Origin of the sequence: Dietzia sp. B19 (genome assembly GCF_014145155.1) — a bacterium.
In the GTDB taxonomy this organism is placed as follows: Bacteria; Actinomycetota; Actinomycetes; order Mycobacteriales; family Mycobacteriaceae; genus Dietzia; species Dietzia natronolimnaea.
In genome coordinates this window covers 1-18,788 of record NZ_JAALED010000008.1, presented here as the reverse complement: position 1 = coordinate 18,788, position 18,788 = coordinate 1, and the positions used below count along the sequence as shown (strand labels likewise).

The 18,788-nt window shown below is 68.8% G+C and carries 12 protein-coding genes; 7 read left to right on the top strand and 5 right to left on the bottom strand.

Going from position 1 to position 18,788, the window contains the following annotated elements:
* Both G6020_RS00345 and G6020_RS00340 read left to right on the top strand, forming a co-directional pair.
* Positions 1 to 712: MFS transporter (locus tag G6020_RS00345; RefSeq protein WP_182609290.1), on the top strand; the 712-nt coding region annotated here is incomplete at its 5' end.
* A complete protein-coding gene (locus G6020_RS00340) occupies positions 709 to 2,283 on the top strand; it encodes an aminotransferase class V-fold PLP-dependent enzyme (protein WP_182609289.1) in 1,575 nt (524 codons plus the stop codon). The genes G6020_RS00345 and G6020_RS00340, both read left to right, overlap by 4 nt.
* Here G6020_RS00340 and G6020_RS00335 read toward each other — a convergent pair whose 3' ends face one another.
* Together G6020_RS00335 and G6020_RS00330 are read right to left on the bottom strand one after the other, a co-directional pair.
* Entirely contained in the window at positions 2,284 to 2,913 is a 630-nt protein-coding gene (locus G6020_RS00335) for an HNH endonuclease (RefSeq protein ID WP_182609288.1), read from the bottom strand.
* Between the two features lie 134 nt (positions 2,914 to 3,047).
* Positions 3,048 to 3,395: a hypothetical protein gene (locus G6020_RS00330; RefSeq protein WP_182609287.1), complete on the bottom strand. Its 348-nt coding sequence runs from the start codon at positions 3,393 to 3,395 to the stop codon at positions 3,048 to 3,050.
* Here G6020_RS00330 and G6020_RS00325 point away from each other — a divergent pair.
* A complete protein-coding gene (locus tag G6020_RS00325) occupies positions 3,316 to 4,566 on the top strand; it encodes an alpha/beta fold hydrolase (RefSeq protein ID WP_347238270.1) in 1,251 nt (416 codons plus the stop codon). The genes G6020_RS00330 and G6020_RS00325 overlap by 80 nt on opposite strands.
* 64 nt (positions 4,567 to 4,630) lie before the next feature.
* Here the strand turns inward: G6020_RS00325 and G6020_RS00320 are convergent, their stop codons facing one another.
* Positions 4,631 to 5,068: a universal stress protein gene (locus G6020_RS00320; protein ID WP_182609286.1), complete on the bottom strand. Its 438-nt coding sequence runs from the start codon at positions 5,066 to 5,068 to the stop codon at positions 4,631 to 4,633.
* 335 nt (positions 5,069 to 5,403) lie between these two features.
* Between G6020_RS00320 and G6020_RS00315 the strand changes: the two genes are divergently transcribed.
* The gene (locus tag G6020_RS00315) at positions 5,404 to 9,453 is read left to right on the top strand and encodes an NERD domain-containing protein (protein ID WP_182609285.1); all 4,050 of its coding nucleotides are present in this window, start codon (positions 5,404 to 5,406) and stop codon (positions 9,451 to 9,453) included.
* 8 nt (positions 9,454 to 9,461) lie between these two features.
* Here G6020_RS00315 and G6020_RS00310 read toward each other — a convergent pair whose 3' ends face one another.
* A complete protein-coding gene (locus G6020_RS00310) occupies positions 9,462 to 9,698 on the bottom strand; it encodes a hypothetical protein (RefSeq protein WP_182609284.1) in 237 nt (78 codons plus the stop codon).
* Between the two features lie 86 nt (positions 9,699 to 9,784).
* On the bottom strand, positions 9,785 to 10,138 hold the full coding sequence (locus G6020_RS00305) for a hypothetical protein (RefSeq protein ID WP_182609283.1): 354 nt from the start codon (positions 10,136 to 10,138) through the stop codon (positions 9,785 to 9,787).
* A 102-nt stretch (positions 10,139 to 10,240) separates the two neighbouring features.
* Here G6020_RS00305 and pglX point away from each other — a divergent pair, with 102 nt between their 5' ends.
* The 3 genes from pglX to G6020_RS00290 form a co-directional block, all read left to right on the top strand.
* The gene (pglX, locus tag G6020_RS00300) at positions 10,241 to 13,909 is read left to right on the top strand and encodes a BREX-2 system adenine-specific DNA-methyltransferase PglX (protein ID WP_347238269.1); all 3,669 of its coding nucleotides are present in this window, start codon (positions 10,241 to 10,243) and stop codon (positions 13,907 to 13,909) included.
* A 5-nt stretch (positions 13,910 to 13,914) separates the two neighbouring features.
* A complete protein-coding gene (locus tag G6020_RS00295) occupies positions 13,915 to 17,748 on the top strand; it encodes a DUF6079 family protein (RefSeq protein ID WP_182609282.1) in 3,834 nt (1,277 codons plus the stop codon).
* Positions 17,745 to 18,788 (top strand): hypothetical protein (locus tag G6020_RS00290; RefSeq protein WP_182609281.1); only part of this gene is annotated, 1,044 nt, incomplete at its 3' end. The genes G6020_RS00295 and G6020_RS00290, both read left to right, overlap by 4 nt.

Below are 18,788 nucleotides of genomic sequence, written 5' to 3'. Positions count from 1 at the left end.
CCTGCGGGCGGACGCGCAGGTCGGCGACCTGGGCCGGCAGTACCGCGACGGGCTCGACGCGCTGCGGGTGACCCGGCCGTTCCGGTTGCTGGTGGGCCTGTTCTGCCTGCAGGCGGTGGCCACGGCCGTGATGCTCGCGGGTGGCCAGTACGTCGCCACCTACATCCTGGGCGACGAGGCCGCGCTGACCGGGCTGTTCCTCGCCCTGATCGCCCCCGCCCTGCTGGTGATGCCGCTGTGGGCCCGCCTGGCGCACGCCCGGGGCAAGGTCCCCGCTCTGGCGACCGCGACGATCCTGTTCACCGTGTCCGCTCTCATGCTCATCCCCGCGGGTATGTGGCCCGGGATGTGGGTGCACGTCCCCGTGGCGCTCGCGGGGGTCGCCTACGCCGGGATGCAGGCTCTACCGATGTCGATGCTCCCCGACACCACGGACATGGACCGCGAGCTGGGCGGCCGCCGTCGCAGCGGGGCGATGAGCGGGCTGTGGACGGCGTCCGAGACGGGATCCATGGCGCTCGGGCCCGTGGTGGTGCTGGCGCTGCTCGCGGTGACCGGCTTCCGCTCCGGCGGCGTCGCTGATCAGCCCGAACCGGCCCTCTGGGCCATCATCCTCGGTTTCTCCCTGGTCCCCGCCCTGCTGACCGCTGCGAGTCTGCTGGTCATCCGGGCGTTGGGCCGCGAACACCCGAGCTGGACGGAGCCCGCATGACAGTCGAACCCCCGGACACCGAACCCCCAGGAGCCGGTCCCGCGGGCACCGATCCCCTGGAGGCCGTGATCGCCCGGAGAGGCGAGGCAGCCCTCGAGACGCTGGCTGCGCTGCGGGCGTCGGACCCGCCCACGACCGGGGGCAGGGTGCTCTCCTACGTCTACGACTCGGGCGTGGAGGGCGTGGACCGGTTGGCCGTGCGCGCCGCCGGTCTGGCGCACGGCGTCAACGGCCTGGACCCGACCGTGTTCGGGTCGGTCGCACGGATCCACGGCGGGATCGTCGACAGGGTCCGCACGATCCTGGGTGGGGACGCCGGCGACGGTCCGGGGAGCGACGACGACGAGGTCCACGGTGTCGTGACGTCGGGCGGCACCGAGAGTTGCGTGCTGGCGTGTCTGGCGGCTCGGGAGGTCTCGGGGCGTGCCCCCGGCAGTGGCGTGACGATCGTCGCCCCGGTGACCGTCCACGCGGCGTTCCGCAAGGCCGCCCACATCCTCGGGATGCGGTTCGTCGGCGTCGAGGTGGACCCCGACACGGGCCGGGTGGCCGCCGAGGACCTGCTGGCCGCCGTGGACCACGACACCTGCCTGGTGGTGTGCTCGGCCTCCTCCTACCCCACCGGTGTGATCGACCCGGTGGAGCAGGTCGCGGCCGGGCTCGACGCGCACCACGATCCGCGGATCGGGCTGCACGTGGACGCCTGCCTGGGCGGGCTGGTCCTCCCCTTCTGGCCGGGCGGGGTGGGATCGACCTGGGATCTACGGGTCCGACGGGTCACCAGCATCTCGGCCGATCTGCACAAGTACGGGTTCGCTCCCAAGGGCACCTCGGTCCTGCTGAGCCGGGGCCGCGCCAGGCACCGCGCATCCTGGTTCTCCACCGTCGACTGGCCGGGCTACCCGGTGGTCAACCCCACCCTGTCCGGGTCCAAGCCTCTCGAACCCGCGGCCGCCGCGTGGGCCGTGCTCGAGGCCCTGGGCGACGACGGTCAGTCCGAACTCGTGGCGCGCACCGCCAGGGCGACCGGACGCCTCGTGGAGGGGCTGTCCGGTATCGAGGGACTGCGCGTGATCGACTCCGATCCCGGACCTCTGATCGCCGTGGTGGCCGACGGGTCCGCGAGAGACGTCCGACGTGTCCACCCCCACCTGTGGGCGGACGAGTGCGGTCGCAGGGGCATCGTCGTGCAGGCGCAACCGGCCTACCGTCAGGAGCGGGGCGCGTTGCCGTCGTCGTCCCACCTCACCATCACCCCGGTGACCGAACGCCTGACGGATGAGATCCTCAACGTGGCCCACGCGGCTGCTGATGCGGTACGCGGCATGCCCGACCCGGCGCCCCCGGCCGCGTTCGCCGACGTGCTGGCCGCGATGGAGGCCGGAGCCCTCTCCCCTGGCGACCTGCTCACCCTCCCCGAGGACGATGTGCACGCGATGGTGTCCGGAGTGCTCGCCGGCGACGACGGGGACGACGGCGGGATGGCCGCGCTGCTCGCGGCGATCGAACGCCTCCCGGCCGAGGTGGGTGCCCGGCTGGTGCGGGCGTACCTCGCCGCCGTGATGGAGTAATCAGATCAACTGCGTGCGGATGTCCACGGACGCTCGGAACCATCGGGCCAGGTAAGCGTGCGCGCGTAGTTCCGGATGCTGCTGCATGTGTCGGACGAACCAGCCTGTCAGGCCATCCCAGTCGGTGTGTTTCCCCGGCGGGTGCAGCGACCACCCCAGCTCCTCGACAGTCCAATGGGCCTTGGCCGAGTTTCGCAACATCGAGGTGCAGACCCAGTTCGAGTCGTCGTCCACTCCCCCGCGGGCCACCGGCACAAGATGATCGATGGTGGGGAACAACTCCCAGAACGCGAAATGTGTCTCCGACATCAGCCAGTTCGGATGCGCGGGAAAGTCCTCTGGGATGAGCACGGACAGCAGACGCAGGGCACCCGGGTGTACCAGTCTCGTGCCGCTGTAGCGATCGAGGAATCCGTCCCGGTAGAAGAGGCGCAGGGACTGGCGGTCGGTGTAACTGCGGCCGGACTTGGCCACCGGCGCGAACGGGTAGTCGGACCGGAGAACGTCACGGCCCGAGTCCATATCGCCGGCGTCGATGGCGGCGACCACTCGAGCCAACACCTCAGCCTTGTCCTCGACGGGCGTATGCGGTGCGGGCCGGCCGGCCGCCGGGGTCTCCTCCAGAGCCACGATGCATCCCTCCCTCTGACAACACCTCTTTCGCCGGGTTCGACGCTACTGGTGCGGAACAACGCGAACCGCCCCCCGACCGGAGTCGGGGGGCGGCGCGGGGCGTGGAGTCCCGGTATCAGACCAGGACCGTGTCAGACCAGGACCGCGATGGCGACGTTGACCACGCCGAGGACGCCGGCGATGGTCGCCAGGGTCCCGGTGCTGCCCGCCGCCCTGGCCTCCTTACGGACGCCCACCACCGCGACGACCAGGATGACGACCGCGACGACGAGCTTGATCCCGATCTTCATGTGATTGAGGTCCACGTCCTGCATCTCGCGCAGACCGACGAGCAGCAGACCGGTGACCACCTGGAGGATCGCGCCGTGCAGGATCGCCTTATTCATGTGAGGCGCCTTGATGGTGGCGAGCCACCCGCCGATGATGCCGGCCAGGCCGATGAAGTGCAGGATCAGAACGATGTCGAAAACGATGTCCATGTGGACAAGTGTCTCAAACGCACTGGTCACAGTGGACGCTAAGGCTCACCTAACCGTTGACGTCCGGACCGGCCCGCGCACCCCGCGGCCGACCGTGGTTGTCCCCGGCGGCCCGGGCCTCGGGTCGGTACTGCCGTATCGCGGCCTGCGTCGATGGGCGGCCGGCCTCGGGCACGACCTCATCATGGTGGAGCACAGAGGTGTGGGCTTGTCCCGCACCGATACCGCCGGCCGGGACCTGCCGGTGTCGGCGATGCGGATCGCCGCTGTCGCCGGCGACATCGCGGCGGTTCTCGACCGGGAGGCGGTGGACTCGGCCAACCTGGTCGGGTCCTCCTACGGCAGCTACGTGGTGTCCTGCGTCGGCGCCCTGTATCCCGAGCGCGTCGCGGGCATGCTGTTGGATTCGGCGCTGCAGTCGTCGGCGGACATCGACCTCGAGCGACGGGCGGTGCGCTCGGTGTTCTGGGATGCCGACACCGCGATCGCCGCGGATGTGCGGCGTCTCTACCTCCGCGGAGAGGACGGCCGACGCCTGCTCGACGTGGTCCGCGCGGCCTACGAGTTGGGCGGGCCGGAGTTGCTCGGTCCGTTGCTGCGGGGCCGAGTGCGCGGTCGGGCGCCGGGACGGCTGCGAGCCCCGGACGCAGCAGCCTGGCGACTACTCGAGGCCTACGCGACCAGGGAAGGCACGCTCGCCCGCGTGCCGGGCGTCTACGAGTTCGACATCGCCGGAGCGATCGGCTTCCGCGAACTGGGGTACGGCGCCCCGGCGGACGGCCAGCCCCTCGACCCCGCACTCACGTATGCGCCGCTCGCACCTCTGTTTCCCGGGTTCGACGCGGAACCGGTCGACCTGGGTCGAGAGGTATCCCGCTTCACCTGGCCGATGGTCCTCCTCAGCGGCACCAGGGACCTCCGCACCCCTCCGGACATCGCCGACCGCGTGGCGTCGATCGCCCCGGACGCGGCGGTCACCCGAATCGAGAACGGCCACAGTGCGCTGGACACCCACCCGGCGGCGCTGTTGAGGGCGCTCGAGTACCTGACCACCGGTCGCTACGACGCGCTTCCCGGTCAGGTCGACGCGCTGAACGTCCTCCCCCGCCGAGGCGTCTCAGCCCGGTTTCCGGCAATGCTCGCGGGTCTGGTGCGGCACGCGGAGTCCTGACCTGTCCCCGGGCCAGCTGGGACCGGCTACGCGCGGCACGCGAGTCGAGCGAGGCCGACCGGGCTCAGGCGTCCTCGGCCTGACGCGGCAGGACCACGACCGGGGACCGCGAGTGCGCGACGACGTGCTGACTCACCGAGCCCATGAGCAGTCCACGGAAACCACCCCACCCCCGGCTGCCCACCACGACGAGCCGGGCATCCCGCGAGGCCGCGACGATCGCCTCTGCAGGGTGGCCGCGGAGGACGGTCTGGTCCACGCGGGCGTCGTCACCCAGGGTGTCGCGCACCGAATCCGAGAGCATGGTCCTCGCCCTCTCTTCCAGAATCGACGGGTCCACCCACCCGGCCATCGCGTACGGGCCGACGACGGCGGGGGTCTCGACGGCGGCCAGGGCGATCAGGGGCGCCCCGACCGTGTTCGCGTATTCGGCGGCCCAGGCCAGGGCTTTCAACGAGTCGGGTCCCCCGTCGACTCCGACTACGACCGGCTGTGCGTCCATTGGTCGACCTCCTCGGTGACACCGTCGTCGGTGCACCCGGCATCCGGCCGGATCCGGCGACACTCCCACCGTAGCCCCACGGCCACGATGCCGCGGGCAAGAGCAGCGATCGGATTACGCCGAATCTGGACTATCGCGAGTCCGGTCGCAGCCCGTTTGCGCCTCACCAGAATCTGGCTTTGAACCGCCAGGCTGAAGGACAGATCTGCACGCTGCACGAGACGACCGCCGGGGCATGAGTTTCCAGGCCCCCGCCCGAGTGCTGCACTACGATTCACGATGATGTGACCGATGGTGACGTCCGACCCGATCCGCGCCGAGGAGACCCACTCACCGTGCTTCAGAACTCCCCCCGCTGGAAAGAGGTCTCCCGCTCGGCCTTCGAGCACGAGAAGCAGGGACTGGCTCTGCTCGCGAACGCCGTGCCGGACTCCGCGCCCTACCGGGTGTGGGCTAACTTCGAGTTCCAGGACAGCCACGGCCAGTGGCACGAGGTCGACGCGCTGGTGGTGGGCCAGTCCCGTATCCACCTGCTTGAGCTCAAGTCGTACCACGGCAGGATCGGCGGCGACGAGCACCGCTGGGTGACCGACCGGGGCGGCCGCGTGGACAGCATGCGCTCGCCCATGGTGGCCACGCGGCGCAAGGCGCAGCGATTCAAGTCCAAGCTCGAGCAGGAGATCGCCCGGATCGCGCGGGATCCGGACGAGGACCTGAAAATCCGCCAGGTCGCTGCCGCAGTCGGCCGCCTGCCGTGGATTCAGGAGGCGGTGTTCCTCCACGACCCAGGGGTGGTCTCGCACCTCGCGGCGGACAAGGCCCACAACATCTTCGGAGTAGACCCGGCGGACTTTCCCGACCGCGAGGTCCGCACCAACCTCCCGCCGATCGCCGACCGCGTCCAGGAGCCGGTGGGGCGCGAACGGATCAGCGAGGCACTGAGCATGCTCATCGCGCTGGCCATGCGCAAGATCGCGGGGATCACTGTCCGTGATCACATGGCCGGCTCGTACCTCCTGCACGACCGCGTCGACTCCCCCGACCCGCGCTTCCACGAATGGGACGGCGAACACCGGGAGACCCACGAGCCGATCCGCGCGCGCGTGCTCAACGTGGCGGCGGCCGCCACGGAGGGCGAACAGATCCGCATGCGCAGGACACTGCGCCGGGAGTACGAGCTGCTGTCCGGGCTGGGCAATGAGCACATCGTGGCCCCCCGCTCCATGGAGACGCTGCGCGGCACCTCGGACGAGGTGGTGATCTATCCGGCGCTGCCGGACCATCGCCCGCTGGACGTCGCGCTGCCGGGGGCCAAACTCTCGTCCAGGGAGCGCGTGGAGATCGTCCGCCAGGTCGCGGACGCCCTGCTGTACGCCCACCGGCACCAGGTGGCGCACCGCGGACTCGACCCGACCACCGTCCTCCTCGACACCCGACTGCTTTCCACCCGGGCGGTTGACGCGTACGGCCGCATCGAGGTGAAGGTCGACGGCTGGTCCGGCGCGGGGACCTCCGAGGCATCGGGAACGGTCCTGGGGGCCACTGGCTCCGCCACATCGATGCCCGGCGACGAGCTTGCGGGCCGCGTCTACTTGGCACCGGAGGCGGCGGGCGTCCACACGCCGGACCGGATGGCGGCCGATCTGTTCTCCCTCGGGGCACTGGCCTACTACGTCCTCACCGGCGGCCAGGCCCCGGCTACGGACCGCTCCTCGCTGCTCGACCGGCTGGAGCGCGACCGCGGCCTGGATATGTCGGCGGTGACGAGCGAGTTCGATCAAGGCCTGCGCGCGCTCGTCATGGACGCCACCGCGGCGACGGTCGACACGCGCAACACCAAGTTCGGCGTCTCGGATTCTACACAGGGGCTCTCCCCCGTGATCGGGTTCGAGCGGCGCCTGGCAGAGGCCGCACGTCCCGCCACCCCGCAGCCCGCCGCAGAGCAGATGGACGCGCTGCGCCCGATGATCGACGGAGTGCTCGAGGGCAGGTTCGTCGTCAAAAAGGTCCTGGGCTCTGGGTCGACGGCGGTGGGCCTGCAGGTCGAGGATCTCACCGACGATTCCGGTCCGCCCACCAAGGTCCTCAAGGTGGCCCGGGACGAGCGCGCTGCGGAGCGCCTGGCCGCGGAGGCGGAGGTCCTGCGCTCGCTCGGCCAGGGGCTGCCGGCCAAGTACTCATCGCTGTTCGTGGCGCTACTCGAGGGGCCGATGGTCGTCCATGACCGGCGCACGTGCCTCGTGCTCACAGACTGTGGGGAGGTCTCGCTGGCGAGCATGCTGCAGCTCGGCCGGATCTCCCAGGACCGGTTCTGGAGGTTCGCCGCGAACCTGGCGGACATGCTGGTCGCCCTGGAGGCGGCGGGGGTCGCGCACCGGGACATCAAGCCCGCCAACCTCGGGATCGTGGGGCGGGGTCGAGGCCAGCACCTGGCCCTGTTCGACTTCTCCGCCTCCCGCGAGTCCCTGCAGCACACCCAGGTGGGTACGGGCGTGTACCGCGATCCGTTCCTGGGTCGGCGGTCGCGGCAGATCGCCGACTCCTCGGCCGAGCGTTATTCGGCCGGCGTGGTGTTGTTCGAGATGGCGACGGGTGAGACTCCGACGTACGGGGACGGGGTGAGCGAGCCCTCGCTCACCGACGGTCACGTGGTGATTCCGGCGGAGGCGATGCCTCCCGAGTGGAACCAAGACGTGGTGGAGCAGATGACGGGGATCTTCACCCGTCTGCTCGACGGGGACAGCGGGGCGCGGTTCGGCTCGGCGCAGGAGTTCCGCGAGGCGCTCGCGGCCGTCGCCGCGTCGGTCACCGCGGGTGACGGGGGGACGACGACGAGGGAGCCGGTCACTCCCCGCGATGCCCCCACCCCTGTGACAGCCGTCGCTCTCCCGACGTTGGCGGAGCTGGCGGAGGAACTCCTGCGGGCTGCGGGCAGTTCGCGCAGCTCCGATTACCGGCTCGTGCGGACGATCCTCGGGCGGGGCGAGGGCGCGCCGGAGGATCCGTTCCAGGCCATGTCCCGGTACGCCGAGCCGCTGCGGCTCAGTGCCGGCAGGATCCCGCAACTCACCGGCAAGTTCCCGGCACTCTGGCAATCCTCCCCGGTGCTCACCGCGGCATTCGAGGAGATCCGGGCCGCCACCCGCCGGGAGATCGTGCGCCGCGGCGGGGTGGCGAGCATCCGGCAGATCGCGGGGGCGGTGGAGCAGAGCTTCCCGGCGGAGCACGGTCACCGCGATTCCGAGCGCCTGCGGCTGGGCGTCCTGCGCATGTTCGACCTGGGCCTGCACCGTGCTGATGCCGCCGGCGGGTCGGAGGTGGAGCTGCTGCGCCGTGGGCGCTCCGCTCGGGTGATCGGGATGAGTGTGCACCCCGAGTGGGCGCGTCCCCTGGTGGTCGAGCTCAACCGGGCGGCGCACGACCTGCTCGCCGAGCCGGGGGTGCGGCACGTCCCCGCGGAGCTGGTCCACACGGAGCTGAGGGGGGCGGCCCGGTCGGTGTTCTCGGACGCCGCGGACGCGGAGTCCCGGATCGATCCGCTCACCCTGGCGGAGCTGGCGGTGGCCGGCGACGACGAGCTGGCGCTCACCGCCACGGGTGACCTGTACTCCACCGGGATGGAGCTGCCCGAGCTGCTCGCGCTGACGCTGCCGCGGGCGGCCAGCCAGTTCAACCTGGGCCTGCTCAAGGACCTCATCCGCGCCCGCTTCCCGGAGCTGCGCACCCGGGAGTCGAGGCGTGAGGACGTGGAGGCGGTACTGGCCGAGCACATGCCGGGGATGGCGTGGGATCCGCAGCACCGGGACTTCCGCTACCCGCAGCAGGCGACCGGGCTGAGCATGGTGCACACCCGGACACCGTCTGCGTTGGTCACCGACCGCTCCGGGACCGAGGATCCTCTGATCGAGCAACTGGCGCGCGCGGCCTCGAACCCGGGGTTCGTCTCCGTCTCGGTCCCCTACGGCCGTGGAGACGAGGTCGCGAGCAAGCTGGCCGAGCGCCTCGGGGCCGAGGTGGTGGACCTGTCCGCCGAGGTGCTCGCCAGCGTGGACTCTCTGCTCGAGACCAGCGGACAGCTGGACAAGCGCGGGGATTTCCTGCGGCTTCCGCCCGAGCAGGTGCGCGGCGTCATGGAGGCCAACGTTACGACGGTGCTGAATAACGTCGATGCAACGGACGGCGCAGCGTTGGTCCTCACCGAGGCCTCGCTGCTCGCCGAGTACTCCCAGCTATCCCAGCTCGGGCGGTGGACGGATCTCACCGTTCCCCCGAGCCGGCCGGTGGTCTTGGTGACGGGACGCGCCAAGGACGCTCCGGGGCAGCCGGACCAAGTGGATGGCCGGCCGCTGCCCATCACCAGCGACTCGCAGCTGGTGAGCGTGTAAGCGAGGATCTACTTTCGCTTGCCCAGCGAGGGTGCTCCGCCGGACCGCACGTCGAGCACACCGACGACGTTGTCCGGGCCGCGCCTGATCTGGCGGCGCCGCTCCAGGCGTGCATCCAGTAGGAAGGCCAGCTCGAGCTCCGATGGGTGCGACTTGCGTCGCCTTGAAGCGAAGGCAGCGGCGAGGTCCTTGAGCCGAGCCCTCCGGTTCCGCAGCTGCGTCCGGGCGTCCGCCTCGTAATCCACTCCGCTGTCGATGAGGGCCCTGATCTCGGCATCACATCTCGCGATGGCGTTGCGAACCCCTTCGGCTGACGGTTCCTCGCACCACGTCAGAGTTTGCCGGACCTCCATCCGAGCGGTCTCGATCCGTTTCCGTTCCTTGCGGGCAACGACCGCAAGCGCTTGGAGTCCGTGGCGGAATCGGGAACCAGCGTAATTCGCCCGTCCGTTTTTGGAGGGACCCTGGTCGGCGCCAACGTCGCAGTAACTGCTGCCGCGGCCTGCCGCTCTCGGGCCTTGCGGACAGACCTCTTGATTGCCTTCTTGCTCTTCTGCGCGACGGCGCGTTTGGCCTTGAGCGCTCGATTTCGCGAACTGTCGGCGGGGACGCCGTCCTCGATCAGAGCGGCGATCTGGGTGTCGATGGCGGCGACGGCGCGTTGGCGCTCCTCGTCGGTGTTCATGTCGGAAACACTATCCGGGTCTCGCCGCTCTCACGTGCTTCGTAGGATGGTTCAGAGACTCGCATTTCGCGGGTTCTCTTTGTGTGAAGGGCCAGGTGCCAGGTGGCGGGTAGGCGGCGTAAGTCGGCGGAGCAGCAGACGCTCACGGATGCGTTGCAGCCGTTGGTGCGGGATCTTGTCGACGACATGCGTGCTCGCCTCGCGGCTGATAAGGGCAAGACGGTGGAGTGGAAGGCCACGCACGCGGCGCTCAAGGAGTCCCAGCGCACGGGCGCCACGTGGGCCGATTGGCAGGAGGATCAGCTCACCCAGGCGGCGGTGGGGTGGGTGCTCACGAGTGTCTTCGTTCGATTCTGCGAGGATAACGACCTGCTGGGGGCGCACCGACGTTGGATCAGCGGACCGGATGCGGATGGGCGTCGGCGTGCGGTGGACGAGCAGGACCGTTTCTTCTCGGCGAATCTTGACCAGAGCTTCCGTGGCTATCTGCGGCACGCGTTCTCTCAGTTGGAGCACTCCCCCGCAGCAGCGCCGCTGGTGGGTGAGCACGCGGGAGTCCACATCGCCGAGCCGAGTGATGACGCCGCACAGCGTCTGGTGGAGTTCTGGCGGCAGGCCGATGCCGAAACGGCCACCGTCTGGTCCCTGCGCGATCGGGCATTGGATACGCGTTTCCTGGGTGACATGTACCAGGACCTTTCGGAGTACGCCAAGAAGAAGTACGCGCTACTGCAGACACCGGAGTTTGTTGAAGAGTTCATCCTTGATCGCACGCTGACCCCGGCGCTGAAGGAACGCTCACCCAGGCTTCCGTCGGTCGATGCGGAGGGTCGGACCGGGGCGGTGGACTTCAAGATCATCGATCCCACCTGCGGATCGGGGCACTTCCTTCTCGGGGCATTCGAACGGATGCTGGACTACTGGCGAGCCGAGGCTCCGGGAATGGAGCCGACCGAGCAGGTGCGCCTGGCGTTGTCCTCCATCCACGGGGTGGACATCAATCCGTTCGCGGTAGCGATCGCCCAGTTCCGACTCATGGTGGCAGCACTCCAAGCGACAGGCGGGACGAGCCTGCTCAACGTGCCAGAACTCCCGCTGAAAGTGTACGCGGGCGACTCGCTGCTGTGGAGCGAGGACTCTGCCGGGCAGTCCGGATTCGACTACGGCGACATGAGCGTTGATCCGGACGCAGTCGCCAGCGGCACCCACCTATCGACCGAGGATCTGGCGGCGCTGCGGCGGACGCTGGCGCGAAATCAGTACGACGTGGTGGTAGGTAATCCGCCCTATATCCAGGCAAAGGACAAGACGCTTAACCATCGCTACCGGAAGCTTTACAGCTACTGCAAGGGAAAGTATGCCCTGACAGTGCCATTCATGGAGCAGTTCCACTCACTCGCCAAGTCGGGCACGGTGGACCCCTCACAAGCGGGGTGGATAGGGCAGATCACCTCCAATTCGTTCATGGCACGCGAGTTTGGTGTTCCGCTCATCGAGGACTTCTTCCCTCAAGTTGATCTGCTCGAAGTGATCGACACCTCCGGCGCGTATATCCCGGGGCACGGCACGCCGACGGTGACGTTGGTGTCGCGGAGCCGGCGACCGCAGGCGAACACGGTGCGTACGGTCCTCGGCATTCAGGGTGAGCCAGGCGCATCTGAAGATCCCGCGGAGGGATTGGTGTGGCGCAGCATTGTCCGGTACATCGACGAACCCAGTCATGAAGATCCGTGGATTTCAGTTGTGGACACTCCGCGGATGTCGCTAGAAGCGCACCCGTGGTCCCTGCAAGGCGGGGCTGCACCAGCAGCATCACGACAGATTAGCGGACACTCGATTCGGGATCTGGGGGAAGTCACTGAGTCAATCGGAATTCTCGCCGTAACGGGAGAAGACGACGCGTTTACGCTGGGGAAAGTGGCAGCTCTGAAGAGATCGCCAACCGACATATTCCGTTACTTCGCCACTGGTGATGTCGTCCGGGAATGGTCGGCCTCTACAAGCTCGAAGGTGGTATTTCCATACCGCAATGCGGACTTGCGTGCGCACCTAGCCCCAGAACTCGAATCGCACTATTGGATGCGGCGTGCACATCTGAACTCGCGCATATACTTCGGCCAAACCAATGTCGAGCGTGGCCTTGCTTGGTTTGAATACGCGTTCTTTATGAGGGAGCGTTGCAGAGCAGCTAATCTTATCGCGTTTCCGTTTGTAGCGACACATAACCACTTCGTTTTGGATCGCGGTGGGCGAGTGTTCAATCGTACGGCGCCGGTGATCAAGTTGCCGGAGGGGGCGAGCGAGGAGGAGCATATTGAACTATTGGGTGTGCTGAACTCGTCGACGGCCTGCTTCTGGCTCAAGCAGAATTGCTTTGGTAAAGGCCTGGGAGGCGTCAACCAGGAATCCCGTCACGAGCTGTTTGATGAGTTCTTTGAATTCACCGGCACGACACTGAAGGACTTCCCGCTTCCCGCGGGTTCGGTTCTGGAGCGTGCTCGGTGCATCGACCACCTGGCCCAGGGGCTGGCTGCGGTCGAGCCGGCGGCGCTTCTCGAGGAATCGGACCCGTCGGCGGAGCTGTTCGCCCGGGGCGAGACGGAATGGGAACGAATTCGTGGACTGATGATCGCCCAGCAGGAGGAGCTCGACTGGCAGGTCTATCACCTGTACGGGTTCACCGACGAAAACCTGTCGCTCCCGGTCGGTGATGTGCCTGAGCTGGCGCTGGGTGAGCGCGTGTTCGAGATCGCCTTGGCGCGCCGGGTGCAGGCAGGCGAGGCCGAGACGGCGTGGTTCGAGCGTCACCGATCGACCCCGGTCACCGAAATCCCGGCGCATCTGCCGTCCGGGTATCGGGACGCGGTGCAGCAGCGGCTGAACCTCATCGCCGAGGACCGCTCGCTCGAGTTGCTCGAGCGTCCCGAGTACAAGCGGCGCTGGTCTTCCGTGCCGTGGTCCGACCGGGTCCGATCGGCACTCGAGTCCTGGATCTTGGACAGGCTGGAGAACCCAGGGCTGTGGAAGGACCCCAACGGGTATCCGCAGCCGCAATCGGTGCGTCAGCTGGCCGCGAAGGTGGAGACTGCTCCGCAGTTGGCGGGTGTGGCCGAGGCGCTCGAGTTGTGGTCGAGCAAGCGGCAGGCCGGCGTGCTCACCAATTTGGTGGCGCTCTTACAGGACGAGGCCGTGCCGTACCTGGCCGCACTCCGGCTCAAGGACTCGGGCTTGCGCAAATTCGCCGAGTGGCAGGTCACGTGGGACGCCCAGCGTGCCGAGGACCGCAGCGAGATCACCTCTGCCCAGGTCCCGGTCCCGCCCAAGTACACCTCCGCTGACTTTCGCAAAGCTTCCTACTGGCAGGCCCGTGGCAAGCTCGACGTGCCCAAGGAACGATTCATCTCCTACCCCGGCGCCTCGGGGCCGGACGACCCCACCACGATGCTGGGCTGGGCGGGCTGGGACCACGCCGAGCAGGGCATCGCCCTGGTGTCGCTGTACGACGACCGCAAGGACGACACCGACCCCGCTCAGCTCGTCCCGCTCGTCGCCGGGCTGGCCGAACTCCTGCCGTGGATCCGCCAGTGGCACTCCGGCATGGACGCCCACTCCGGAATCGACTGGGCCGACTATCTCGGTGGACAGCTGACCTCGCTCGCCGAGCGCACCGGCGTCCCGATCGCAGACCTACCCGCCTGGCGCCCCGCCCCAGCGACCCGCGGCCGCAAGCGCGTCGCAGCCGCTGCTACTACACCCGATAAGGAAAGCTAGAGGCCATGGCCTTCACCCCTCCCGGCGCGACGGCAGGGTCGGGCACCAGCCCCACCCTGCGTGACGTCTTCTCGATCCCCGAGCACTCGGGAACCTCGACGTTCGTCCTCCAACTCTCCGACGCCGTCACCAGAGACGAACTCGGAACCACCCTGGCCGAGTACGTGGTGACCCCGTCCATCGGCGACGCCTTTGACGAGGCGCTCGCCCTGGTCGACAGCGCCCTGGCCACCGGAGAGAACAAGGGCGCCTTCCTCAAGGGTTCCTTCGGCTCCGGCAAGTCGCACTTCATGGCTGTACTCCTGGCCCTTCTCACCAGGGACCCCCGCGCCCGCGCCATTGCCGAACTCCAGCAGCACATCGCCGACCACCCGCGGGCCACCTCGAGCAAGATCCTCGCGCTGCCCTTCCACTTCCTGGGCTCGAACTCCATCGAGGACACCCTCTTCTCGGCGTACCTCGAGCACCTGAACCGGCTCCACCCGGGAGTCACCCCGCCGGTACTCCACATGGCCGACGGGCTGCTCGAGAACGCCGAACAGATACGGGCCGAGGTCGGCGACGAAAGGTTCTTCGCACGCCTGGCCACTGCCACCACCGGACCCGGTGGCGTCACCTCGTCGTCGTCGACCCCGGGGGGTCTCAACCTGGCCGCGCTCGGCGGCGCCACCGCCACCACCTGGGACCGCGACACCTACGACCGCGCCCGACACCCCGCCGCCTCGCGCGCCGAACGGGAGGCACTCGTCTCCGCGCTCGGCCAGACGTGGATCACCTCCGCCCACACAAACACCGACTGGCTGCACCTGCCCGAGGGGCTGTCCGCCATCGCCGCGCACGCCAAGACCCTCGGCTACGAGGCCGTGGTCCTGCTGCTCGACGAGCTGATCCTGTGGCTCACCTTCCACTTCTCCAACCGCGAGTTCTTCGGCCGCGAGATCCAGAAACTCACCGGGTTCGTGGAATCCGACCAGGGCCGAATGGCCGTGCCGATCGTCAGCTTCATCGCCCGCCAGCACGACCTCAAGGCGTGGAAGGACTCGTCGATCGAGGCCGGCGAGGCCACCAAGATCCGCGAGCAGGCCATCGCCCACCAGGAAGGCCGCTTCTCCGGCATCGCGCTCGGCTCTGCCAACCTGCCGCAGATCGCCCATCGCCGACTCCTCACCCCCAAGAACGCCGCGGCGGTCGAGGCGCTCGAGGCCTCGTTCCAGCGCCTGCACCTCTCCCCGGCCGTCAAGCCCGTCCTGCTGGACAAGGTCAACACCGACGACCAGCATCGCGGTGCCACCGAGGAGCAGTTCCGCCTCACCTACCCCTTTAGCCCGGTCCTCATCGACACCCTCGTCCACCTGTCCACCGCCATGCAGCGCGACCGCACCGCGCTCAAGGTGATGGAGTCGATGCTCGTCGACCTGGCCGACACCATGACCGTCGACCAGGTGATCCCCGTGGGGGAGGTGTTGGACTACATCATCGACGGGACCCAGAAGGGTGGCACCGACGAGGCGGTGGCCGCCCGCTTCCGCACCGCACGCACCCTTTGGCACGACAAGCTCCGGCCCGCCGTTCTCGCCCAGTTCCCCGACGCTGACCCGAGCGTGCGGGACCTGGACCAGCCCAAGGGCGTGCGGGCCCAGCTCCGACTGGCCAAGACGCTGTTGCTCTCCGCTCTCGCACCCGAGGTGCCCGGGCTCAAGGCCCTCACCGCCAGCAGGTTGGCGCACCTCAACCACGGGGAGCTCGTCTCGATCGTCGCGTCGGACGCGCCCACGCGCGCGCTCGCCTCGGTCCGCGAGTGGAACACCTCGGTCCCCGAGATCACCGTGGGAACAGACAGCCACGATCCGCTGATTTCCATCACCCTCGAGGAACTGCCCTTCGACGAGATCCTCGAGCGCGCCCGCGGCGAGGACACCTTCTCCAGGCGCCGCGAACGGCTCCGGTCGATGCTGCAGGAAGAGTTCGGAATCGCCGCCATCGATCTGCAGGCCGACGGTGCGCGCTCCACCCGGATCACCTGGCGCGGCACCAATCGAACCGTCGAGATTGTCTTTGGCAACGTCCGCGACCCCGGCTCCGTGCCCGACACCCTCATCGCCCCCGTCGAACCCGGGGCGCTGCGAGTGATCGTGGACCTGCCGTTCGACGAAGAAGGCCACGGAGTCTCCGAGGACCACGCCCGACTCGACCGCCTCCGCACCGACGGCCACGATCACTTCACGCTCGCCTGGGTCCCCGCATTCCTCGATCGCAAGCAGATGGACGACCTGGGCAAGCTCGTCACCATGGACTGGGTACTGCAGTCGGAGAAGTGGCTCGGCTACACCAGCTACCTCGCCGACGGCGACCGCGAACGCGTCCGCCAGGTCATGGTGACCCAGCGCAACCAGCTCGCCGGGCAGCTGGCGGCCATCCTGCGCAAAATGTATGGCATCGCAGAAGGAGCGGTGTTCCCGGAGGGGCAGCCGCCCGTCCGCTCGTTGAGCTCCTCAGTGGTGGTCCAGCGACCCGTCGGCGCCTCGCTGCGCGAGGCCGCCCGACGGCTCTACGATCAGGCGTTTGACCAGCGCTACCCCGACCATCCGCGGTTCGACACCACGAGCGCGCTCACGCAGAAGGACTTCGCGGTCTCACTCGACGTGCTGCGCCGGTCCGACGCCCGCGAAGACGGCCGCGCCGCGTTTGTCGCCGCCGAGCGCAAGTCCGTCCAGCTCGTGCTGGGCGGCCTCCGGGTGGCCGACGTCCACGAGTCGCACCTCGTGTTCCCCAGCGCCACCTTTGCCAGTTTCGCCGGGCAGATCGACCGCGCTCTCGCCGAGGCGGAGAAATCCGGGCAGGCGGACAGTGTGCTCACGGTGGCGCAGGTCGTTGCTGCCGTCGAGCGGCTCATGCCGCAGGCTGGGCTCAACCGCGACTGCACCACCCTGCTCGCGGCGGCCTGGGCCGAGTCGCGCGACCGCAGCTGGTTCACCTACGGGACCCCCGTCGCAGCCCCCGCGTTCAAAGACATCCAACAGTCCCACCAGCTGCGCGAACCTGTGCTGCCCGAGCAGGGGGAATGGGACCGCGCCGTCCAGGCAGCCCAGCACCTCTTCGGCATCCCCGAGCGCGGCCACCTCTCCCCCACCAACCTCACTCATTTGGCGGGCGAGGTGTCGAGCAAGGCGGACGAGTTCAAACAGTCCAGCGAGGACCTGGTTGCGCAGCTGTCCAAGCTTGAGCAGCGTCTGGGGCGAACCGGGGAGGGGCGCCGGCTCCAGCTCGCGCGCCGGCAGACCGAGTTGCTGCAGACGTTGGTGCGCAAGAAGCAGCATCACGGTGAGATCGTCACCGCCCTCGCCGCCGCGGGTGAGGGGCCGGGCACCTACCTCGGGGCCACCACCAACGAGGCGAGCCAGTCCATCACCACCGCCGAGGACGTGGCGGCCGTGGCGCGCAACATCGGGCCGACCCTCGAGACCCTGATCGGTGGGCGGGCCAAGCAAGGCGCCCTGGGCGCCGAGGCCGCGCAGATCATTGTGGACCTCGAGAGCGGCGTCGACACCCACGAATTCGTCATGCACCTGGACACCGCCGTGACGCGGTTCGAGGCACGCGCCCAGGACTGGATCAACAGGGTGATCGTCGATCCGAAACCACCACTACCACCGCCTCCTCCCCCGCCCCCGCCACCGAACGATGTGGAAATTAAGGGCTACGGAAGGCACCGAGCGTTCTTGGCCCAAGGCAGCCAGGTTGAAAACGCGATCCACAGCGCCCTCGCCGACCTCGAGCGAACATACGGGACGGGCGTGCGGTTCCGGATCGAGATCACCGCCGAGGAGCCCGGGACGTGACCGAAGCCAGCGCCGGACTCGCAGTGGGCGGCACCACCTCGTCGTCGTCCCTCGGTACTGCGACCGCCGCCGACCTCGTCCCCCTCCTCGGCGGTCTCTACCGCGACAAGAAGCACCGACGAGGACTCTTGGTGATGCACGCCCGGCCCGAATGGGACGGCACCGCGCTGCGCGTGGACGACCTCACCGTGCCCGTCCACTGCTGCCGGACGGTGCTCGAGATCCGGGACGTGGTGCGCCACCGGAACGACCCCGACGTGCCGTGGCGCGTCGTGCTCACCGACCTCCCCGAGGATCAGATCCCCCAGGGGGTCAAGGAGCACTTTCAGCCGCTCGGGCGGATGCGCGAACTCGACCCAACGGGCACCCTGCTCGGGATGTTCTCCGCCGACCGCACCGACGGTCGCATCCCCCGCGGACGCGACGACGTGCGGGGGCTCACCACCGCGCTCGCCGAGCACCGCGACGCCCTCGCACCCACCCCGACCCCGGTTCTCACCGCCGACCACCTCTACGGCGCGCTCAGCACACAGGTCCTGGGACTGGAACCGGACCACCGGCTCACGGATCTGCTGGCCTGGAGCGCCACGACCGACGCCCACGACGCGTGGGACGGGCTGGCCTCCCAGCTCACCGACGACGTCCGCGCGGGGCTCATCGCGTGGCTCTGCCGCTCCTTCACGCTGACCGGGTCCGGCATCCGCAGCTTGTGGACCACCCACGGGCCACGGGCGCTGCTGCCGGCCGGGCTGGCGGCGGAGACCCTCCGCACCCCCGAGTGGCAGGACACGCCCACCGAACTCACCGGAGCGCGGGCCCTGTTCCGCCACCACGTCGGCACCACCCTCGGAGAGCAGTCGCTGCGCGAATGGGGCTCCGCCGCAGCCAAGGCCGTGCGCGTAGCGCTCGACGACGGTCAGCCGCTCACCGCCGTCCTCGGCGAGGCCCACCGGCTGATCGCCGGATTCGAGCAGAACGGCGGCGCCTCCCTGCTCGCCGGATCCACCGTCCTGCCCGGCGCCTTCCAGCGACGCCTCGAC